Raw genomic sequence first — 20,563 nt, 5'->3', positions numbered from 1 at the left:
GGCCTGGTGCTGCTGATGGCCTCCTCCGAGGTCAACATCGGCTTCGGCCAGTTCCCGAGCGGGCGCGTGATGCTGGCGCCGTGGCTGACCAAGACTGACGGCCTGGTCCCCGAGCTGGTCCCCGTCGGCGGTGACGGCACGGATCCCGGGCCGCGAGGCGACCAGCGACAGCGCCCGGTCCAGGTCCTCGACCACCGCGACCCCGGCCAGCATCCGCCGGACCGCACCGGTCAACTCGGCCGGGCCACCGACCAGTTCGGCCGCCCAGCGGGCCCCGTCCGGCAATCCCCCGATCACTTCGGGCACTTCGGTGTCACCGGCGATCAGCAGTGCGGCCCGGCCGGCGTCCTCGGCCCGCAGCAGCCGCAGCGCCCCGACGGCGGCGGACGGCGAGTCGACGGCCACCGCGTCGGCCACCGCGCCGAGCGCCGCGGCGATCGGCACCTCGTAGCCCGCCTCGATCCGCAGCAGCGCGGAGGCCGGGCCGAGCAGTCCGGCCAGCCGCTCCGCCGCGGCCAGCAGCGCCCCGGTGCCGTCCTTGCGGCGCAGCCCGAGGGAGAGCGCCTCGTGCCGCGCGGTCAGCCCGGCCCGCTCGCGCTCGGCGGCGCCGGCCGCCTCCCGGGCCGCGGCCAGTTCCCCTTCCACGGCGGCCAGCTGCTCGCGCGCCCGCTGGTACCGGGCCTCGGCCTGCTCGTCGTCCCCGGCCAGGCCGTCCACCTGCCGCTGGAGCTCGTCCAGTTCGCCCTGGGCGGCTCCGGCTCGCAGCAGTGCCTCGTCCCTGGCCTCGGCGAGCCGGCCGATCTCGGCCTGCGCCGCGGCGGCCTCGGAGCGGGCGGCGGCGGCCTGCCCCTGCAGCCGGGCCAGGCCCTCGCGGCGGTCGGCGATGGCCCGGGCGGCGTCCCGCAGCCGGCGCTCCTCGGCGGCCAGCTCCCGTTCCAGTCCGCCCCGGCGCTCGACCGCCTCGGCCAGCGCGTACCGGGCCTCCTCCAGCGCCTCGGTCAGCGCGGCCTCCTCCTCGCGGACCCGCTCGGCCTCCCGCTCCAGCTCCTCCGGGTCGCGCCCGCGCCGTTCCTCGCCCCGGCCCCCGGCGGCGGCGTGCCGGGCGCGGGCCTCGGCCAGTCCGATGGTGCCGCGGGTGCGCTCGGCGAGTGCGGAGAGCCGGTACCAGGTCTGCCGGGCGGCCTCCAGGCCGGGGCCGAGCTGTTCGACCTGTGCCTCCAGGAGGCGCTCGCGCTGCACCGCGCGGGCCAGCTCCTGCTCGACGGTGGTGCGGCGCAGCCGCAGCGCCAGTTCGTCGGCGACCTCGGCCTCGACGGCCCGGCGCAGCGTGCACAGGTCGTCGGCGAGCAGCCGCAGCCGGGCGTCGCGCAGGTCGGCCTGGATGCCGGCGGCCCGGCGGGCGATCCTGGCCTGTCGGCCGAGCGGTCCGAGCTGGCGGCGCAGTTCGGCCACCAGGTCCTGGACCCGGTTGAGGTTGGCCTGCATCGCGTCCAGTTTCCGCAGCGCCTTCTCCTTGCGCTTGCGGTGCTTGAGGACGCCGGCCGCCTCCTCGATGAAGGCCCGCCGGCCCATCGGGTCGGCGTGCAGCACGGAGTCCAGCTGCCCCTGCCCGACGATGACGTGCATCTCGCGGCCGATGCCGGAGTCGGAGAGCAGTTCCTGGATGTCCAGCAGTCGGCAGGTCTCGCCGTTGAGGGCGTACTCGCTGCCGCCGTTGCGGAACATGGTCCGGGTGATCGTCACCTCGGAGTAGTCGATCGGCAGGGCGCCGTCGGTGTTGTCGATGGTGAGGCTGACCTCGGCGCGGCCGAGCGGGGCGCGCCCGCTGGTCCCGGCGAAGATGACGTCCTCCATCTTGCCGCCGCGCAGCGTCTTGGCGCCCTGCTCGCCCATCACCCAGGACAGCGCGTCCACCACGTTGGACTTGCCGGAGCCGTTCGGGCCGACGACGCAGGTGATGCCCGGTTCGAAGCGCAGGGTGGTGCTGGAGGCGAAGGACTTGAACCCGCGCAGCGTCAGACTCTTCAGGTGCACGCGGCCGGTCTCCTCAATCGCTCACGACGGAAACCGACTGTATCCGGCGGCGGACACGACGAAGGGACGCCACATCCGGGCGTCCCTTGCAAGCTGCGTCCCTTTCGGGGCGACTCAGTGCACAGCGGCGTCGATCTGCGAGGACCGGGCGGGACTCAGGTGAGAGCCGGCTCCCGCTGATCCAGATCGATGCTGTTGAGCAGAGAGTGCTCGTCAGCGACAGCGGTCAGAGCGTCGTTCTCAGCCTGCATCCGAAGGAGCTCGGCTTCAAGATCCTGGACGCGCTGCTGAAGCCGCCGCATCTCGGAGAGCATTCGCGGGTCGGGGCCGCCGACGTACCCGAGAAGCGCCTTTGCCATGATGAATGGTCCTCCACGCTGAGTGACCGAACCGGAACGGTACAGGTCTAGGGGGAAGGGGGACGCACGCGCGGCGCGTGACCCGAAGTGCTGGCTGGGCACTACGGCACAACCACCGTGAGCTGGGCTCACGAGGGCATGCGCCTGCCGGGAAATCGCGGTCGTGTGCGCGGGCTTCCAGCGTCTCACCAAAGACGGAAAGGGTCAACACGATCACCGCACGCTACCGCTCCCCTGTCACCTGCCCGGCGGTGTCGTCACGCCTGGGGGTCTCGGGAGGGGTCCACCACGTGCTCGTGGATCATCGTTCGATGCGGAGTCAACCACGAGTCTGCCCGGATGGCAACCTCGTGACACCGCCGGTTCCCGATCTTTTCCCGGAAGCCCGGCCGACGGCCCGCCCCGTGGCTGCCCGGGGGCCGTCGCACAGCCGCGCCGCGGCCCCCGAAGGGCAGCCCGGCCCGGTCGGCCCGGGGCGGCTCAGCGGATCTCGAAACCCTCGTAACCAGGGCCGACGGCCGTCCAGATCTCGGTGACCCCGCTGACGTTCCCCGGGGTCCCCGGCCCGCGCAGCCGGGTCAGCAACTGCTCGCAGTCGGCGGCCAGTCCCTCGGCCACCACCTGGACCCGGCCGTCGCCGAGGTTGCTCGCGTAGCCGGTCAGTCCGATCTCCAGCGCCCGTGCCCTGGTCCACCAGCGGAACCCGACCTGCTGGACCTTCCCCCGGACCCAGGCGGTCACCCGGACCGGTTCCTCACTGTGGGCGTCGCGACCGTGCATGTCCCGACCCTAGCCTCCCGCCCGCGCCCCCGCGCGAACGGGAGCGGCCCCGCCGGAAGGCCGGCGGGGCCGCTGGGGTCGGACGTCGGTCCGGCGGGTTACCAGTCCCCGCCGCCGAAGTCGCCGCCGCCACCGAAGTCGCCACCGCCGCCGCCGAACCCGCCGAAGTCGCCGCCGTTGAAGTCGGCCCCGGTGAAGTCGCCGCCCTCGAACTGGTCCTGGTAGCCGTGGCCACCGTCCATCATCGGCGCGGCCGCGTAGGCCGGGGTGCTCATCATCGAGCCGAGCATGGTGCCGACCAGCAGGCCCGGCAGCAGACCGCCGCCGCCGAAGCCGCCGTAGTAGCCGCCCGCGTACGGGGCGTACGCCGGGCCGGCGTTCCAGTACGGCTGCGGGCCCTGCTCGGTGTCGACGGTGCGGATCGCCGGGTCGAGGCCCGCCGCGACCCGGTCCGCGTCGGCCTGGCAGACCGGCACGGAACGGGAGGTGCCGCCGGCCGGGGCCCAGTCCACGTCCTTGACGGACGGGCCGTGGCGCGGGTCCATGAAGCACGGGGGACGGCGCTCGGGCAGCGGCCGCTTCTCCCGCCGGGCGGCCAGGGTGGCCAGCGAGAAGCGGCCGTCCTCGATCGCCTCGGTGACCTGCTTGACGTCCTCGGGCTTCTTCGCCTCGTCCATCAGCCGCTTGGACTTCTCGTACGAGTCCAGGGCCTGGCTGTAGTCGGTGCGCTGGACGTCGTCCGCGTCGGCCGCGGCCGGGTTGAAGTCGAGCCGCTCCAGTTCGACGCCGAAGGCCGTGATGTCCTCGTCCACGACCCGGCGCAGCTGGTCCAGCTCGGCGCGGGCCTGCGCCTCCTTGCGCTGCTTGGCGCGGCGGAAGAGGAGGAAGACGCCGGCGCCGGCCAGCGCCAGCACGACCACCGGGATGACCACCCAGGCGATCGAGGTGCTGTGGTTGACCCCGGTGCCCTTGGTCTGCGGGGCGGCCTGGTCGACGAAGTCGTTCAGGGTGGCGTTGATGTCGCCGCCGTTGGAGCGGAAGGCCGCGCCGGAGATCCGCTCCGGGAGGCCGGCGCCCAGCGCGCCGCGGTCGGCCCGGGCGGTGAACTGGTCGCCGCGCCAGATCGCGTAGACGCCGTCGACGCCGACCTTGGTGCGGATGTCCTTGAAGACGGTGTCCTTGGCGTAGGTCGAGGAGTCGGGGAGCACCGCGACGAAGATCGGCTTGTCGGCCTTCTCGATCTTCTTGGTCAGGGCGTCGGCCTGGTCCTGGCTGAAACGGCCGGTCATGGCCGGGTCGACGTAGACCTGGCCCTTCTTCAGGGTGGCGGCCGCGTCGCTCAGCCCGGCCGCCGAGGCCGCCGGCGCCAGCAGGAGCAGCAGCCCGAGCAGCGCCGCCACCAGGGCAAGCGGCCCGGCGCCCCGGGAACGTCGTGCAAGGGTTCTCATGCCCTCGACGCTACCGTGACCGGCCCCCGAGCACGCCATACCCTTCGCATACTGGTACTGACAAGGGTCCCCGCCGTCCGCCGGGGCCGCTCCCCTCCTCGGGGATGATGTTTCCCCCAGTCACCCCTGAGTCGCGGTCCGCGCGGGAACCCCGGGAGGCCCCCGGACGTACGTTCCGGCGGACCCGGACCGGATCCGGGGCACTCGGGGGCGTGCCGACCGTACCGTGCGAACGGGCATAGTGGTCCCGGACCACCGGTCCCATTGCCTTTTCTTTACCCGGCGTCTTTACTCAGCCGTTCCCTCCCCAACTCCCGATCGGAGCGCTCGGTGATCATCGGCCTCGTCACCGCCGTGGCGGCATCCGCCTGCTACGGCACCGGCTCGGTCCTCCAGGCCGTCGGTTCCCGCCGCTCCGCCCGGGAGGAGGCCGCCAAGGGCGCCACCACCTCGACCACCGAGCACGGCGGCCCGAGCCTGTCCTCGACCGCGAAGGCCGCCGTCACCTGGGAGTTCATCCTCGGGACGGTGCTCGACCTGATCGGCTTCGGGCTCGGCGCGCTGGCCGCCCGGCTGCTGCCGCTGTTCCTCTCCCAGACCATCATCAGCGCCAACCTGGTGATCACCGCGGTGCTCAGCATCAAGCTGCTGGGCATCCGGCTCAAGCAGCTGGAGTGGGCCTCGATCGCCGTGCTCTGCTCGGCGCTGGTGCTGCTGGCCGTCTCCGCCGGGCCGGAGGGCGGCCACCACGCGGCGATGTCCTTCCACTGGGCGCTGCTGATCGTCACCACCGTGCTGCTGGTCGGCGGCAGCCTGCTGGTGCGGCGGATGGGCTCCAACGGCGCGATCGTCGCCGGTCTGCTCTCCGGTCTCGGCTTCGGCGCCCTGGGCGTCGGGGTGCGCATCCTCAACGGCATCGAGCCGTTCGCGTTCGGCGAGCTGCTCTCCGACCCGGCGCTGTACGCGGTCCTGGTCGGCGGCATCGGCGGCATGTACATCCACACCGTGGCGCTCCAGATCGGCTCGGTGAACGGCGCGACCGCCGCGCTGGTCGTCGGTGAGACGGTGCTGCCCGGCGCGGTCGGCGTGCTCTGGCTCGGCGACTCCTCCAAGGCCGGCCTGGGCTGGCTCGGCGTGGTCGGCTTCCTGCTCGCGGTGGTCGCCGCGGTCGGGGTCGCCTACTTCGGCCAGGACACCCACGGCACGCCCGGGGAGCCGGCCCCGCAGGAGCCCGAACTCACCCGGAAGTGAGACTCGGCGCGGGTGCGGCTCAGCCTCCGCTGCGGACGCGCGGCACGCGCTGGCAGCGGGGGCAGAAGTAGCTGGAGCGGTTCATCCAGGCCGCCCGCCGGATCGGGGTGCCGCAGCGGCGGCAGGGCTCCTGCTCGCGGCCGTAGGCGTCGAGGTCGCGGGAGAAGTAGCCGCTCTCGCCGTTCACGTTGACGTAGAGGCTGTCGAAGCTGGTGCCGCCGACGGCGAGCGCCGCGTTCATCACGTCCCGGGCGTTGGCGAGCAGCAGCAGGGCCTGCGGGCGGGTGAGCGTCGCGGTCGGGCGGTCGTAGTGCAGCTTCGAGCGCCACAGCGCCTCGTCGGCGTAGATGTTGCCGACGCCGCTGATCAGGGTCTGGTCGAGCAGGGCGCGCTTGACGGTGGTCCGCTTGGCGCGCAGCGCGGCCGCGAAGGCGGCGTCGTCGAAGCGCGGGTCGAGCGGGTCGCGGGCGATGTGGGCGATCGAGACCGGGGTGCCCTCCGGGTCCCCGTCCTCGGCCTCCTCGACGGCCAGGCCGCCGAAGGTCCGCTGGTCGACGAAGCGCAGTTCGCGCCCGCCGTCGTCGAAGCGCAGCCGCACCCGCAGGTGCGTCTCGTCGGGTACGGCAGGGTCCTGGACGAGGAGCTGGCCGCTCATCCCGAGGTGGCCGATCAGCGAGAACCCCGCCCCCGTACCGGCCAGCGGCACCCACAGGTACTTGCCGCGCCGCTGCGCGGTGCCGAGGGTGGTGCCGGTCAGCCGGGCGGTGAAGTCGGCCGCGCCGGCGGGCTGGCGGCGCACCGCGCGCGGGTGCAGCACCTGGACGTCGGCGACCGTCCGCCCGGCCACCCAGGAGGCCAGACCACGGCGGACGACCTCGACCTCGGGAAGTTCGGGCACGGGAACACGCCTCCTGCTCGGTACGGATCAGCAGGAGTGAAGGCTACTCGGAGGTCAGGCGCCGGCGGGCAGCCGGTCGGCGTACTTCTCCTTGATCGCGCGCCAGGCGCTCTCGGCGGCCTTCTGCTCGGCTTCCTTCTTGGAGCGGCCGACGCCGCTGCCGAAGTCCTCGCCGGCCACCCGGGCCGCCGCGGTGAAGGTCTTCTCGTGGTCCGGGCCGGACTCCATGACCACGTACTCCGGCACTCCGATGCCCACCGAGGCGGTGAGCTCCTGGAGGCTGGTCTTCCAGTCCAGGCCGGCGCCCAGCTGAGAGGACTCCTCGATCAGCGGGTCGAACAGCCGGTGGACGAACTCGGTGGCGGCGTCCAGTCCCTGGTCCAGGTAGATGGCGCCGATCACGGCCTCGACGGTGTCGGCGAGGATCGACGACTTGTCGCGGCCGCCGGTGCCCTCCTCGCCCTTGCCGAGGCGGATGAACGTGCCGAGCTCCAGGCCGCGGCCGACGTCCGCGAGCGCGCGGGAGTTGACCACCGCGGCGCGCAGCTTGGCGAGCGTGCCCTCCGGGACGTCCGGGTGGACGCGGTAGAGGGTGTCGGTCACCACGAGTCCCAGCACCGAGTCGCCGAGGAACTCCAGGCGCTCGTTGGTGGGCAGCCCGCCGTTCTCGTACGCGTACGAGCGGTGGGTCAGGGCACGCACCAGAAGGGCGCGCTCGAGCGTGTACCCGAGGCGCCCTTCCAGGACGTCGTATTCGGTCGAAGCCGGCCCACCGGCCTTGCCACCGCCCGAAGAGGAACCCTTCGGGGCGATGGACGCCTTGCGGGTGGAGTTACCGTCCGACATCGATCCGTGCACCCCGCCGATCAGACCGAGAGGACCTGGCGGCGGTTGTACGTGCCGCAGCTCGGGCACGCGATGTGGCCCAGCTTCGGCTCGTGGCAGCGGTCGCACGCCACGAGGGCCGGAACAACGGCCTTCCAGTTGGACCGGCGGTGGCGCGTGTTGCTGCGCGACATCTTCCGCTTCGGAACAGCCACGGCTACTTCTCCTGGTTCTCGGCGAGACCCTCACGGGTGTCGCTGTTCTTAGATCCGTCACCCTCGTCGCCGGGGGCGGCGGAGAGTCCCTGCAGAGCCGCCCACCGGGGGTCGACGGCATCGTGGTGGTGCGCCGGGTCGTCGCTCAGGCGCGCTCCGCACTCGGAGCACAGGCCCAGGCAGTCTTCCTGGCACACCGGCTGCAGCGGCAGTGCGAGCACCACCGCGTCACGCAGCACCGGCTGGAGGTCGAAGAAGTCGCCCTCCAGACGGTAAGTCTCTTCTTCCGAGTCCTCGTCGAGGTCCTCGGTCCCGGCGGTCCGGGCGCGGTGGCGCTCGTCGGACTCCGGGTAGTAGTACAGCTCCTGGAAGGCCACGTCGACGTCGAACTCGACGGGCTCCAGGCACCGGACGCACTCGCCCTCGACGTGGGTCCCGGCGGTGCCGGTGACCAGCACGCCCTCGACCACGGACTCCAGGCGGAGCTCCAGCTCGATCGCGTCCCGCTCCGGGACGCCGATCACGTCGATGATCCCGAAGCCCTCGGGGGCCTCCACGGTCCGACTCACCTTGCGCATCGAGCCCGGGCGACGACCGAGCTCGTGCGTGTCGAACACGAGGGGGTCGCGGTGGTCGAGGCGGTTCACGGTGTCCTGACTTCCATGGGGAATCTTCGATTGGCGTCTCCGTCCGGTCGGCCTTGCGCGGGCAAGCCGACAGCCGGACATGGAGAGGCCGGAGTGGTCAGACTACCGGAGTCTCCCGCCAGGCCCAACTTCGGTCCCGTCAGGAGACTCCCGCACCGTCGTGCCGGGCCGGTTCAGCGGCCGCCGAGCTCCCGCAGCCTGGTCATGTCGATCATGCTGGTGTCGAAGAAGCTGGTCTCGTCCAGGCCCTGGCCCTGGCCCTGCTGCCGGCCCTGCTGCTGGTGCGGCACGGCCGGCGGGGCGGCGGGCTGCTGGGGGTAGGTGTAGCCGTCGTACGACTGCGCGCCGTACCCCTGCTGCTGGGGGTAGCCGTAGCCCTCCTGCGGCTGCTCCGGGTAGCCCTGCTGCTGGTAGCCGCCGTGCTGCTGGCCCCACTGGGTGTTGTACGGGTCGCCCTGGCCGGCCGGGTCGTAGCCGCCGCCGTACACCTCGGCGTACTGCCCGCCCTGCTGCTGGGCGGCGGGCGCGTACTGGTCGGTGCCGGGGGCCTGCCAGCCGGCCGCGGCCGGGGTCTGCTCCGGCCAGGTCTGCTGCTGCGGGACGTCCTCGCGGTACCAGGCGATGTCCTCGCCGTCGGCGTCGTGGGCGAAGCCCGCCGCCACCGCCTCGGCCCGCTCCTTGGCCTGCTGAGCCTGGTCGGCGGCGGCCAGGTAGGCGCCCAGCTCGTCGATGGGCCGCTTGCCGAGCAGCTTGTCGCGGCCCTTGCCGACCGCCTCCAGGGTGGCGCCGAGCACGCTCTCCAGGGTGGCGAGCTTCACGTCGACGTACTCGTCGACCTCGGGGCTCGGGCTGACCCTCTGCGGGCGGAACTCCTCGCCGTCGCTCTCGCCGTCGGCCCCGGTCTCGAAGACGCTGGAATCGCCGCGCAGCTTGGTGCGGCCGCGGCCGACCGCGCCGAGCGTCTTGGTCAGCACGACCTCGAAGTTGGCGAGCTTGCTGTCCACGTAGTCGTCGGCCTCGGCCCGCTTGGTGTCGGCCTCGGAACGCGCCTCGGCGAGGATCCGGTCGGCCTGGGCCTGGGCCTGGCGGACCACCTCGGTGTCCGAGATCAGCGAGCCGCGCTCGGCGTGCGCGCCCTGGATGATCCGCTCGGCCTCGACCTGGGCGCCCGCCACGACCTGCTCGTGGTCGGCCATCACCGACTGGGCCTGGGCGAGTTCGGCGGGAAGCGCCGACCTGAGGTCGTTCAGCAGGCCGATCAGCTCGGCCCGGTTCACCACGCAGGAGGCCGACATCGGCATCGAGCGGGCGTTCTCGACCGCCGCCACGATCTCGTCGACCTTGTTCTGCACGTCCACGGGGCTTCGTCTTTCCGTGTGCCGCCGACGGTCCGGCGGAGGCAGGCCCGACGCGGTGGACCTCACCGCAGGGCAGGAATACAGACTGTACGGCCACTGCCGGGCGCGGTCACAACGCCTGAGCCGAACCGGGCTCCCGCGTGCCGGACAATCCGTGACGAAGCGGCAGAAACAGACAGGCAGTGGACTACTGCTCGGCCTTGCGCTCCGCGATCCGCTCGACCAGTCGGCCGTGCACCGTCTCGGGCAGCAGGTGCGAGACGTCGCCGCCGTACGAGGCGACCTCCTTGACCAGCGTCGAGGAGAGGAAGCTGTACGTCGGCGAGGTCGGCACGAACAGCGTCTCCACCCCGGTCAGGCCGTGGTTCATCTGGGCCATCTGGAGCTCGTAGTCGAAGTCGCTGACCGCGCGCAGGCCCTTGATGATCGCGGGGATGCCGCGCTCCCGGCAGTAGTCCACCAGCAGGCCGTGGTGCGACTCGACCACCACGTTCCCGAAGCCCGCGGTGACCTCCTCGATCAGGCCGATCCGCTCGTCGACGGTGAACATGCCCTGCTTGTTCCGGTTGATCAGGACCGCGACATGCACCACGTCGTACAGCTTCGAGGCCCGCTCGATGATGTCGAGGTGGCCGTTGGTGATCGGGTCGAACGAACCGGGGCAGACGGCTCGGCGCATGGCGTGTGTGCTCCCTCGTGGGGTGACGGATGCTGCGGGCCGCGGCCCGTTACTCCTGCTCGCCGGCCGCGGCGGCGGCGCGACCGTACCAGAGCGTGCCCTCGCCGTAGCGGCGGGAGCGCAGCTCCTCGAAACCCCCGGGCCAGTCGAACCCACCGCCGCGGGTGCTGCGCTCCACGGTGACGAGTGCGTCCTCCGTGAGCCAGCCCCCGGCCAGGAGTGTGATCAGCATCTCGCGCACCTCCTCGTCCGTCACCGCGTACGGCGGGTCGAGGAAGACCAGGTCGTACGGGCTCTGCGGGGGCGGCCCGGCGATCACCTTCTCCGCCTTGGCGGCCCGCACCTCGGCCCCCGGCAGGCCGATCGTCCGGACGTTCTCCCGGATCACCCGGGCCGCCTGGGCGTCCGCCTCGACCAGCAGGACGTGCTCGGCTCCGCGCGACAGCGCCTCCAGCCCGACCGCGCCCGATCCGCCGAACAGGTCCAGCATCCGGGCCCCGTGCACGGTGCCGTGCAGCGCCTCCAGGGTGGAGAACATCGCCTCACGGGCCTTGTCGGAGGTCGGACGGGTGCCCCGGCCTGGCGGTACGGCCAGCCGGCGGCCGCCGGCCGCCCCGGCGATCACGCGGGTCATGGTGGTGGGAGGTCCTTTCGTCGCTGCCCGACCACGCTATCCCGGCGAGCGGGCGGGTGACGGCGCAGGCCCCGCCGGACGCACCGGCGGGGCCTGCGGGACGGGTACGGCTCAGCTCGCCTCGGAGCCCGCCTGCTGGGCCGGGACGCCCGCGCCGAGCAGGGCCGGCGAGGCGTAGCGGGACCAGGACAGGCAGCCGTCGGGCGGGCAGAACTCGGGGCGGCGCGGGTCGTGCCCGAGCTCGCGCAACTTGGTCCGGACGGAGTCGGGCGTGCGGCCGAAGCGGGCGGCGATCCGGGCGACGGTCTCGCCGTCGTGGAAGCGCCGGACCAGCTCCTCCTCGTGCTGCGGCACCCAGGGGGCGCCGTGGCCGGGGTACAGCTCGCGCAGCACGTCGCGGTCGGGGATGGGCTCGGAGACGTCGGCGACGATCGCCAGCGCCCGCAGCGCGCGGTTGAGCGCGATCCGCAGCGAGGCGACGTCCTCGACCGGCAGCCGGAGCTTGCCCGAGGCGAGCGGCGCGGCGGCCGCGCCCTCGCGCCAGCCGGTCAGGGTGAGGGTGACCTCGCGGTCGTCGTCGCTGGCGAGTTCGATCCGGAAGACCTTGTCGCCCAGCGGGAGCTCGTTGAGATGACGGAATGCCATGGCATGACCCCCAAGTGTCGTGCCAGGTACGCACCTTGGAGGTGCGCCCTGAACACCTTCATTCTCTCGCGGGGGTCTGACAATCCGGCTCCGCGAGGGCCGCTCAGCCCTTCTCCATGTAGGCCGCGCGGTCCTCGTCCAGCAGGCTCTCCAGCGCGGTGCGCAGCTCCGGGTGGGCGGCCAGGTCAGGGTCCTCGGCGACCAGCCGGGTGGCCTCGGTGCGGGCGGTGAGGATGACCTCCTCGTCCTCCAGGACGGACAGCACCTTGAGCGAGGACTTCACCCCGGACTGGGCCTGGCCCAGCACGTCGCCCTCGCGGCGCTGTTCGAGGTCGATCCGGGACAGCTCGAAGCCGTCCAGGGTGCCCGCCACCGCGTCCAGCCGGGCCCTCGCGGCGCTGCCCCCGGGCATCTCGCTGACCAGCAGGCACAGGCCGGGCGCGCTGCCCCGGCCGACCCGGCCGCGCAGCTGATGGAGCTGGGAGACGCCGAAGCGGTCGGCGTCCATGATGACCATCGCGGTGGAGTTGGGGACGTTGACGCCGACCTCGATCACCGTGGTGGCGATCAGCACGTCCACCTCGCCGGCCGAGAACCGGCGCATCACCTCGTCCTTGGCCTCCGGCGCGAGCCGGCCGTGCAGGATCTCCACCCGCAGGCCGTTCAGCGGGCCCTTCGTCAGCTTCTCGGCCGTCTCCACCACCGAGAGCGGCGGCCGGCGCTCGTCGCTCTCCGCCCCGGCGTCGGCGACCTCCTCGAAGGCGTCCTCGGGGGCCTTGCGCTTCTTCCTGGGAGTGTCCGGCTCCTCGTCCCCGATCCGCGGGCAGACCACGTACGCCTGGTGGCCCTTGCCGACCTCCTCGCGGACCCGCTCCCAGGCCCGGGTGAGGAAGTTGGGCTTCTCCAGCGCCGGGACGACGTGGGTGGAGATCGGCGAGCGGCCGGCCGGCAGCTGGTCCAGGACGGAGGTCTCCAGGTCCCCGAAGACCGTCATCGCGACGGTGCGCGGGATCGGGGTGGCGGTCATCACCAGCAGGTGCGGCGGCTGCTCGCCCTTGGCGCGCAGCGCGTCCCGCTGCTCGACGCCGAAGCGGTGCTGTTCGTCCACCACGACCAGGCCGAGGTCCTGGAACTGCACCTTGTCCTCGATCAGCGCATGGGTGCCGATGGCGATCCCGGCGTCCCCGCAGGCCATGTCGAGCAGGGCCTGCCGGCGGGCGGCGACGCCCATCGAGCCGGTCAGCAGCGCCACCCGGGTGCCGAGGTCGGAGCCTCCGAGCATTCCGCCCTCGGCGAGGTCCCCCATCATCTCGACGATCGAGCGGTGGTGCTGCTGGGCGAGCACCTCGGTAGGCGCCAGCAGCACCGCCTGGCCGCCCGCGTCCACCACGGCGAGCATGGCGCGCAGCGCGACCAGCGTCTTCCCGGAGCCGACCTCGCCCTGGAGCAGCCGGTGCATCGGGTGGTCGGTGGCGAGGTCGGCGGCGATCTCGGCGGAGACCTTGCGCTGGCCCTCGGTGAGGGTGAACGGCAGCCGGGCGTCGAAGGCGTCCAGCAGGCCGCCCTCGCGGGCCCTGCGCGGCTTGGCGGGCAGGGCGGAGTCGGCGGCCCGGCGCTGGGCCAGGGCGACCTGGAGCACGAAGGCCTCGTCCCAGCGCAGCCGGCTCTGGGCGCGCTCGCGGTCGGCGTGGCCGCGGGGGCGGTGGATCAGCTCCAGCGCCTCGGGCAGCGGGATCAGGTCGTGGCGTTCGCGCAGTTCGGCGGGCAGCGGTTCGCCGACGTCACCGAGGTGCTTGGTGAGCGCCGTCTCGACGCAGATCGACAGCTTCCAGCTGGGCATCTGCGCGCTGGCGCCGTACACCGGGATGAGCCGGCCGGCGAACTGCTTCGCGGCGTCGCCGGCTCCGGTCGAAGCGCTCGCGTCCTCGTCGAGCAGCTGGTAGTCCGGCGAGACCAGCTGGCGGGTCCGGTTGAAGACCCCGACCTTGCCCGCGAACAGGCCCTGGGCGCCGGCCCTGAGCTCCTTCTGCCGCCAGCCCTGGTTGAAGAAGACCAGCGAGAGCCGGCTGCGGCCGTCGGTGACGACGACCTCCAGCCGGTCGCCCTTGCGCCCGCGGAACGGGATCAGGGTGACCTTCTCGATCCGGGCCAGCACGGTGACGTGCTCGTCGACCTCCAGCTCGTCCAGGCTGGTGAGCTGACCGCGTTCGACGTAGCGGCGCGGGTAGTGGTGCAGCAGGTCCCCGACCGTGCGCAGCTTGAGGCTGTCGGCGAGCACCTTCGCGGTGCGGTCGCCGACGAGCTTGGTCAGTGGTTCATCGAGAGCGCCCATCAGGCCCCTGTTTACACCAAGGGGCGGACAGCGCGGCGGCTACTCGACCCCGATGAGCAGTGGCGCCGGTTCCTGTCCGCCGTGGAAGACCACCGCGTCCACCTCGGGCCGCCGGTGCCGGACGTGGGCGACCAGCCGTTCGGCGAGCGCCTCCTCGGTGCCCTCGCCGAGGACCAGGGTGACGAGTTCGCCGCCGGCCCCGAGCATCCGGTCCAGCACGCTCTCGCCGACCTCGGCCAGCCCGGCGCCGATCACCGCGACGTCGCCGTCGATCAGCCCGAGCACGTCCCCGGCCTGGCAGACCCCGGCCATCGTCCAGGACTCCCCCTCGGCGACGGCCAGTTCGGCGTACCGGGTGGCTCCGGCGGCGGAGGTCATGGCGACCACGTCCTCGTCGAAGCGGCGGCCGCCCTCGTGCACCGCGAGCGCGGCCAGCCCCTGCACCGGCGAGCGGGTGGGCAGGACGGCGATCCGCACCCCCTCCTCGCGCAGCTGGTCGGCGGCGGCCCCCGCGGCGGCGCGCAGCTCGGGGTCGTTGAGCAGCAGGACGACCTCGCGGGCGGCCGAGCGGCGCACCGCGGCGGCCAGCTCGGCGCTGGTCGGCGGGCGGTCCGGGTCGGCGTGCAGGACGACGGCGCCGGCCTGTTCGCAGAGTTCGGCCAGGCCCTCGCCGGAGACCACCGAGAGCACCGCGCGGGCCCGTTCCTCGCGTTCGCCGGGCTCGGCGGCGGTGCCGGAGCGGGCGGCGGCCTCGGCGAAGTGGGTGATCCTGATCTGGTGCGGGCGCCCGGCCCCGACCCCGGCCTCCACGGCGGCGCCCGCGTCGTCCACGTGGACGTGCACGTTCCACAGGCCGTCGCCGCCCCCGATCACCAGCGAGTCGCCGAGCCCGCCGAGCCGCTCGCGCAGCGCGGGCAGCGCCTCGTCGGGAGCGTCCAGCAGGTAGATGACCTCGAAGGCGGGGTGGCCGGGGCCGGGCGGCCTGAGGTGGGTCGCGCAGCCCTCGTCGGCCCGGACGTCCCCGCACAGCGCGACCGGCCCCATCGGCTGCTGGCCGGCGACGGCGTCGGCGAGCGCGCCCAGGACGGCCACCAGTCCGCGCCCGCCGGCGTCCACCACCCCGTTCTCGGCCAGCACGGCGAGCTGCTCGGGGGTGTGCCGCAGCGCGTCCCGGGCGGCCCGGTAGGCGGTGTCGGCGACCTGGGCGAGACCGTCCCCGGCCCGGACGGCCTCGCGGGCGGCGACCCGGGCGACGGTCAGCAGGGTGCCCTCGACGGGCTCCGCGACGGCCTGGTAGGCGGAGTCGGCGGCCCGCTGCAGGGCGGCCCGCAGCTGTTCGGCGCCGCCGCCCTCGGCCAGCGTCTCGGCGGTGCCGCGCAGCCACTGGGCGAGGATCACCCCGGAGTTGCCGCGGGCGCCGACCAGCGCGCCGCGGGCCATCGCCCGGACGGCGTCGGCCAGCCCGGGGGCCGGGTCGACGGCGGGGTCGGCGAAGCGGCTCTCCACCTCGGCGGCGGCGGACTCGACGGTCAGGTAGAGGTTGGTGCCGGTGTCGCCGTCCGGGACGGGATAGACGTTGAGGGCGTCGATCTCCTCGCGGGCCTGGCCGAGCGCGCGCAGGGCGAGCTGGCACCAGGTGCGCACGGCCGGGGCGTCGAGCGTGTGCAGCACCAGGTCTCCTCCGGATGGAACGCCGATACGGCCCGGGAGGCGGCGGCTCTCCCGGAACGGCGGGGGGTGATACCGGCAGGTTATCGGGGGCGGGGCGGAGCCGTCCGGGCCGACGACCGGAGCGATCACTCGGCCGGTCATGGTAGTTTCGTGGGACGGAAGCAAGCGTTGTATGCTCTTCCGGTTGCCTGGAACCGTCCAGGCTCACCCCCTTGTCCGGTCCGGTGCACGTGAGTGTTCTGGTGGCTGAGTGGGGTTTTCGAAAGTAACTGATCTGAAGTCTTGGAGTGACTCCTGTGGCTGCCAACTGCGACGTCTGCGGCAAGGGGCCGGGCTTCGGCAACAGCATCTCCCACTCTCACCGCCGTACCCCCCGTCGTTGGAACCCCAACATCCAGACGGTGCGCGCTGTGATTGGGCGGACGCCGAAGCGGCTCAACGTCTGCACCTCGTGCATCAAGGCCGGTAAGGTCTCGCGCTGACGCGCAGACCGGCATGCCGGTCCTCCAGTGAGCCGGTTCATCCTCGGATGGGCCGGCTTCGCTGTTTCCGTGGCCGGCTACGCCGTTTTCCGGACTCACCAGTGGTGGGCGGACTCCCTCCAGGAGCCCGCCCACCACTGTTTTCCCGGGGTCCCCGGCGTTCCGGGACGGCTCAGCGCCAGCGCCAGGCGTGGTCGACCGGGCCGATGCCGGCGCCCAGTGCGAAGCCCCCGGCGATCGCGCCGGTGATGTACTCCTTGGCCGAGGCCACCGCCCGCGGCAGCGGTTCGCCCTTGGCCAGCCCGGCGGCGATCGCGCTGGCCAGGGTGCAGCCGGTGCCGTGGGTGTGGCGGTTGTCGTAGCGCGGCGCCCGGAACCAGTGCACCTCGTCCGGTCCGCCGTACAGCAGGTCGGCGGCCTCGCCCTCCAGGTGGCCGCCCTTGACGAGCGCCCAGCGCGGCCCGAGGTCGACCAGCGCCTTGGCGGCGTCCAGCATCTGCGACTCGTCCTCGACGGTCAGCCCGGTGAGCTGGGTCACCTCGTGCAGGTTGGGGGTGGCCAGGGTGGCGACCGGCAGCAGCTTCTCCCGGACGGTGGCGACGGCCTCGGCGACCAGCAGCGCGTCCCCGTGCTTGGAGACCCCGACCGGGTCGACGACCACCGGGGCGTCCACCCCTGCCAGCAGCTCGGAGACGGTCTCGACGAGTTCGACGGAGGCGAGCATGCCGGTCTTCACCGCCTGCACCCCGATGTCGTCGACCACGCTGCGGAACTGCGCCCGGACGGCCTCGGCGGGCAGTTCCCAGTAGCCCTGGACGCCGAGCGAGTTCTGCGCGGTGACGGCGGTGATCACGCTCATGCCGTGGACGCCGAGGGCGAGCATCGCCTTGAGGTCGGCCTGGATGCCGGCGCCGCCGCCGGAGTCGGAGCCGGCGACGGTGAGCACGCGGGGAGGTGCGGTGGAGGACATGGCCCCAACCTACCCGCGCGGTTTCAGAGCACCGCCTCGGACTCCGTCCAGCGGTCCTCGGGCACCGTCTTCAGCCTGGTCACCGCGTCGCCGATCGGCAGCAGCTCGATGCCGGTCCGGCGCAGCGCGGTGAAGTGCCCGAACGCCCCCTGGTGGACGGCCTCCACCGCGTGCCAGCCGAACCGGGTGGCGAGCACCCGGTCCCGGGCGGTCGGGGTGCCGCCGCGCTGGACGTGGCCGAGGATGACCGGGCGGGCCTCCTTGCCGAGCAGGTTCTCCAGCTCGTGGGCGAGCCGGTTGCCGATCCCGCCGAAGGTGCGGTGGCCGTACTGGTCGACCTCGCCGTGGTCGAAGCGCATGGTGCCGGGCACCGGGGAGGCGCCCTCGGCGACGGCGATGATGGCGAACTTCTTGCCGCGCGCGAAGCGGTCCTCGATTATCCGGGCCACCGCCTCGATGTCGAAGGGCTTCTCCGGGATCAGGATGCCGTGCGCGCCGCCCGCCATGCCCGCGGTGAGGGTGATCCAGCCGGTGTGCCGGCCCATCAACTCGACCACCATGACGCGCTGGTGGGACTCGGCGGTGGTCTTCAGCCGGTCGATCGCCTCGGTCGCGACGTGCACGGCGGTGTCGAAGCCGAAGGTCACGTCGGTGGCGTCGATGTCGTTGTCGATGGTCTTCGGCACCCCGACCACGGGCAGCCCCGCGTCGCTGAACAGCTTGGCGGCGGTCAGCGTCCCCTCGCCGCCGATCGCGATCAGCGCGTCGATGCCGATCTCCCGGGCCAGCGTCTTGGCGTTCTCCACGGCCCAGGCGATCCGGTCCCGCCGCACCCGGGCCGAGCCGAGGACGGTGCCGCCGAGGGTGAGCAGGCCGGTGACGTCGTCGTGCGAGACCGTCCTGGTGCGGCCCTCGATCAACCCGAGGAAGCCGTCCAGGATGCCGACGATCTCGTCCCCGTGGACGTCGGTGCCCCGGTGCACCACCGAGCGGATCACCGCGTTGAGGCCGGGGCAGTCGCCGCCGCTGGTCAGTACACCGATGCGCATGTCAGGTGTGCTCCCGCTCGCAGTGGTTCGGGCCACCCGCGCCGGGCGGGCGGGCTGGGGTGCCGCAAGCCTACGCAAAACGCACCCGCGACGCCCGTCCCCCGCACGCCGGAGCGTCACGCGCCGCCCGCCGTACGGGGATCGGTACGGGCCGCGCGCTACTCGGCGAAGTGGTCCCAGCCGCCGACCCGGTCCCAAGGGGCGCCGTCGACCGTGACCCGGCCGCTGCGGCTGCCCGTCGGGCGGCCGGTCACCTCGCCCACCACCCGCCAGCGGGCGGGGAGTTGGACCCCGCGGGGGAAGGTGGCCACGATCGCGTGGTCCTCGCCGCCGGAGAGCACCCAGACCAGCGGGTCCACCCCGACCGCCTGGCCGATGTCGGCCATCTGCGCCGGGACGTCGAAGTCGGCGGCCTTGAGGTCGATGTCCACCTCGCTGGCCCGGGCCACGTGGCCGAGGTCGGCGACCAGCCCGTCGCTCACGTCGATCATCGAGGTCGCGCCCAGCTCGGCCGCCGCCGGGCCCGCGTGGTACGGCGGTTCGGGACGGCGGTGCGCCTCGACGAAGGCGCGCGGGGAGCGGAAGCCGCGCTGGAGGACGGTCAGGCCGGCGGCCGACCAGCCGAGCCAGCCGGTCACCGCCACCAGGTCGCCGACCTGTGCGCCGGCGCGGGTCACCGCCGCGCGCCCCTGGAGGTCCCCGAGCGCCGTGATGGCCAGCGTGACGGTGTCGCCGCGCACGACGTCGCCGCCGACCACCGTCGCCCCGGCGACCTGGCACTCGTCGCGCAGCCCGTCCATCAGCTCGGTGGCCCAGGTGGTCGGCAGGTCCGCGGGGGCGACCAGGCCGAGCAGGATCGCGGTCGGCACCGCCCCCATCGCGGCCACGTCGGCGAGGTTCTGGGCGGCGGCCTTGCGGCCCACGTCGTAGGCGGTGGACCAGTCCCGGCGGAAGTGCCGGTTCTCGATCAGGACGTCCGTGGTCGCCACCACCCGGCCGTCCGGAGCCCGCACCACCGCGGCGTCGTCACCCGGGCCGAGGTCGACCGCATCGGTGAGCGGTACCCGGGCGGTCAGCTCCCTGATGAGGCCGAACTCGCCGAGCTCGCCCACGGTCCCCTGCATCTGCCGTCCTCTCGCGTTTCCATCCGGTTCGGCCCCCGTCGCGCTCCCCCGCGCGCAGCGTACGCCCTTCGGGGGGCCCGGGGTCTCCCCTCCCCGGGCCGCAGCGCGGTAGCGTGGTGATCAGACTGCCGGTGAGCCCACCCACCCATCCGCCTGACCGGGCGATCACGGCGGCGATCCCCCCTAACCGGCCGCCGGGAGGTCCCCGTGGTACAGGCATACATCCTGATCCAGACCGAGGTTGGGAAGGCCACCTCCGTGGCCGGGACCATCTCCGAGATCCCCGGCGTGCTGACCGCCGAGGACGTCACCGGCCCCTACGACGTGATCGTCAAGGCCGAGGCCGAGACGGTGGACGAGCTGGGCCGCATGGTCGCGGCCCGGGTCCAGAAGGTCGAGGGCATCACCCGTACCCTCACCTGCCCCGTGGTGCACATCTGAGGCGCCGCACCGGCTCCCCGCACCGGCGCGGACCGGCCGTTCGGACCCCGGTTACCATCGGCGGGTGGCCCGAGAACTGCGCGTCCCCGAGGCGCTGACCGCCCTGCCGGCCCCGGTCCGCTGGCTGGCCCTGCCCGTCGTGCTGACCTGCGCGGTCGTGGCGCTGGTCGGCAGCTGGGGCCAGGCCGACCCGAAGGTCGAGGTACCGCGGCCGAGCGGCCGGGCCGCCGAGTACTGCCGGTCGCTCGCCGCCGAGCTGCCCGCCGAGCTGCTCGGGCAGGCCCGCAGGGACCCGTCGCCCGCCTCGCCGTACGTGGCCGCCTGGGGCGGTTCGCCCCGGACGGTCCTGCGCTGCGGCATCGACCGGCCGGAGGAGCTGGACGGCGACCACGCCGCGGACTGGTCCCCGAGCGTCGACGACGTCACCTGGTGGTCGCAGAAGCTCTCCGACGGCGGCTTCCGCTTCGTGACGACCATGCGCGCCGCCTACGTCGAGGTGACCGTCCCGGCCGGCGCCGCGAAGAACCCCTTCGACCCGGCGGCCGCCCTGAGCGGCGCGGTCCGGGCCACCGTCCCGGGCTGAGCGGCGCGCCCGCGCCCACGACCCGCCGGGACGCGCCGAGGGGGGGGCGGGGGCCGCCCCGCCCCGCCCCGGCCGCGGGGGCCGGGGGGGAGGGGCCACCGCGGGACACCAGGCACACCCCCGAGCCGAAGGGATGGC

Annotated in this window: 21 protein-coding genes; 4 read left to right on the top strand and 17 right to left on the bottom strand. The window is 73.4% G+C overall.

The window, feature by feature from the left end; all coding sequences use genetic code 11:
* From AB0E96_RS22535 to AB0E96_RS22520, 4 genes are all read right to left on the bottom strand, one after another.
* Positions 1–2,034, bottom strand: a 2,034-nt coding sequence (locus tag AB0E96_RS22535; protein WP_359826475.1) for an AAA family ATPase, incomplete at its 3' end; no start/stop codon positions are given.
* 155 nt (positions 2,035–2,189) lie between these two features.
* The gene (locus tag AB0E96_RS22530; protein ID WP_045702518.1) at positions 2,190–2,393 is read right to left on the bottom strand and encodes a hypothetical protein; all 204 of its coding nucleotides are present in this window, start codon (positions 2,391–2,393) and stop codon (positions 2,190–2,192) included.
* Positions 2,394–2,873: 480 nt separating this feature from the next.
* On the bottom strand, positions 2,874–3,173 hold the full coding sequence (locus tag AB0E96_RS22525; RefSeq protein ID WP_359826472.1) for an acylphosphatase: 300 nt from the start codon (positions 3,171–3,173) through the stop codon (positions 2,874–2,876).
* Between the two features lie 98 nt (positions 3,174–3,271).
* The gene (locus AB0E96_RS22520) at positions 3,272–4,621 is read right to left on the bottom strand and encodes a hypothetical protein (protein WP_359826469.1); all 1,350 of its coding nucleotides are present in this window, start codon (positions 4,619–4,621) and stop codon (positions 3,272–3,274) included.
* A 330-nt stretch (positions 4,622–4,951) separates the two neighbouring features.
* Here AB0E96_RS22520 and AB0E96_RS22515 point away from each other — a divergent pair, with 330 nt between their 5' ends.
* On the top strand, positions 4,952–5,872 hold the full coding sequence (locus AB0E96_RS22515; RefSeq protein ID WP_359826467.1) for a hypothetical protein: 921 nt from the start codon (positions 4,952–4,954) through the stop codon (positions 5,870–5,872).
* Between the two features lie 19 nt (positions 5,873–5,891).
* Here the strand turns inward: AB0E96_RS22515 and mutM are convergent, their stop codons facing one another.
* From mutM to AB0E96_RS22465, 10 genes are all read right to left on the bottom strand, one after another.
* On the bottom strand, positions 5,892–6,770 hold the full coding sequence (gene mutM / locus AB0E96_RS22510) for a bifunctional DNA-formamidopyrimidine glycosylase/DNA-(apurinic or apyrimidinic site) lyase (RefSeq protein WP_359826465.1): 879 nt from the start codon (positions 6,768–6,770) through the stop codon (positions 5,892–5,894).
* 54 nt (positions 6,771–6,824) lie between these two features.
* Positions 6,825–7,616, bottom strand: coding sequence for a ribonuclease III (rnc, locus tag AB0E96_RS22505; protein ID WP_359826463.1), 792 nt, complete (start codon positions 7,614–7,616; stop codon positions 6,825–6,827).
* A gap of 20 nt (positions 7,617–7,636) precedes the next feature.
* The gene (rpmF, locus tag AB0E96_RS22500; RefSeq protein ID WP_030056747.1) at positions 7,637–7,810 is read right to left on the bottom strand and encodes a 50S ribosomal protein L32; all 174 of its coding nucleotides are present in this window, start codon (positions 7,808–7,810) and stop codon (positions 7,637–7,639) included.
* Between the two features lie 2 nt (positions 7,811–7,812).
* Positions 7,813–8,457 carry a DUF177 domain-containing protein gene (locus AB0E96_RS22495; protein ID WP_359826461.1) on the bottom strand — a complete coding sequence of 215 codons (645 nt, stop codon included), beginning with the start codon at positions 8,455–8,457 and terminating at the stop codon, positions 7,813–7,815.
* A gap of 173 nt (positions 8,458–8,630) precedes the next feature.
* On the bottom strand, positions 8,631–9,815 hold the full coding sequence (locus tag AB0E96_RS22490) for an ATP synthase F0 subunit B (protein WP_359826459.1): 1,185 nt from the start codon (positions 9,813–9,815) through the stop codon (positions 8,631–8,633).
* A 187-nt stretch (positions 9,816–10,002) separates the two neighbouring features.
* On the bottom strand, positions 10,003–10,494 hold the full coding sequence (gene coaD / locus AB0E96_RS22485) for a pantetheine-phosphate adenylyltransferase (RefSeq protein ID WP_359826457.1): 492 nt from the start codon (positions 10,492–10,494) through the stop codon (positions 10,003–10,005).
* Positions 10,495–10,543: 49 nt separating this feature from the next.
* Positions 10,544–11,128, bottom strand: a complete 585-nt coding sequence (gene rsmD, locus AB0E96_RS22480; protein ID WP_359826454.1) for a 16S rRNA (guanine(966)-N(2))-methyltransferase RsmD — start codon at positions 11,126–11,128, stop codon at positions 10,544–10,546.
* 111 nt (positions 11,129–11,239) lie between these two features.
* Complete coding sequence (locus AB0E96_RS22475; protein ID WP_359826452.1) at positions 11,240–11,773, bottom strand: hypothetical protein; 534 nt, start codon at positions 11,771–11,773, stop codon at positions 11,240–11,242.
* Between the two features lie 103 nt (positions 11,774–11,876).
* Positions 11,877–14,105 carry an ATP-dependent DNA helicase RecG gene (gene recG / locus AB0E96_RS22470; RefSeq protein ID WP_359826450.1) on the bottom strand — a complete coding sequence of 743 codons (2,229 nt, stop codon included), beginning with the start codon at positions 14,103–14,105 and terminating at the stop codon, positions 11,877–11,879.
* A gap of 39 nt (positions 14,106–14,144) precedes the next feature.
* Positions 14,145–15,776: a DAK2 domain-containing protein gene (locus tag AB0E96_RS22465; RefSeq protein ID WP_359826448.1), complete on the bottom strand. Its 1,632-nt coding sequence runs from the start codon at positions 15,774–15,776 to the stop codon at positions 14,145–14,147.
* A gap of 296 nt (positions 15,777–16,072) precedes the next feature.
* Here AB0E96_RS22465 and rpmB point away from each other — a divergent pair, with 296 nt between their 5' ends.
* On the top strand, positions 16,073–16,258 hold the full coding sequence (gene rpmB / locus AB0E96_RS22460) for a 50S ribosomal protein L28 (RefSeq protein ID WP_014138233.1): 186 nt from the start codon (positions 16,073–16,075) through the stop codon (positions 16,256–16,258).
* Between the two features lie 172 nt (positions 16,259–16,430).
* Here the strand turns inward: rpmB and thiD are convergent, their stop codons facing one another.
* The 3 genes from thiD to AB0E96_RS22445 all read right to left on the bottom strand — a co-directional run bounded on the left by thiD (position 16,431) and on the right by AB0E96_RS22445 (position 19,401).
* Positions 16,431–17,228, bottom strand: coding sequence for a bifunctional hydroxymethylpyrimidine kinase/phosphomethylpyrimidine kinase (gene thiD / locus AB0E96_RS22455; RefSeq protein WP_359826446.1), 798 nt, complete (start codon positions 17,226–17,228; stop codon positions 16,431–16,433).
* 23 nt (positions 17,229–17,251) lie between these two features.
* On the bottom strand, positions 17,252–18,277 hold the full coding sequence (locus AB0E96_RS22450; RefSeq protein WP_359826444.1) for an ATP-dependent 6-phosphofructokinase: 1,026 nt from the start codon (positions 18,275–18,277) through the stop codon (positions 17,252–17,254).
* Positions 18,278–18,435: 158 nt separating this feature from the next.
* The gene (locus AB0E96_RS22445; protein ID WP_359826442.1) at positions 18,436–19,401 is read right to left on the bottom strand and encodes a thiamine-phosphate kinase; all 966 of its coding nucleotides are present in this window, start codon (positions 19,399–19,401) and stop codon (positions 18,436–18,438) included.
* A gap of 207 nt (positions 19,402–19,608) precedes the next feature.
* Here AB0E96_RS22445 and AB0E96_RS22440 point away from each other — a divergent pair, with 207 nt between their 5' ends.
* Together AB0E96_RS22440 and AB0E96_RS22435 are read left to right on the top strand one after the other, a co-directional pair.
* A complete protein-coding gene (locus AB0E96_RS22440; protein WP_359826440.1) occupies positions 19,609–19,842 on the top strand; it encodes an Lrp/AsnC ligand binding domain-containing protein in 234 nt (77 codons plus the stop codon).
* Between the two features lie 64 nt (positions 19,843–19,906).
* Positions 19,907–20,425, top strand: a complete 519-nt coding sequence (locus AB0E96_RS22435; RefSeq protein WP_359826437.1) for a DUF3515 domain-containing protein — start codon at positions 19,907–19,909, stop codon at positions 20,423–20,425.
* Positions 20,426–20,563: the final 138 nt, after the last annotated feature.

It is taken from the genome of Kitasatospora sp. NPDC036755, assembly GCF_040636595.1.
Classification (GTDB): domain Bacteria; phylum Actinomycetota; class Actinomycetes; order Streptomycetales; family Streptomycetaceae; genus Kitasatospora.
Note: the sequence above shows the minus strand (reverse complement) of the source record. Positions and strands in the feature narration are given on the sequence as shown.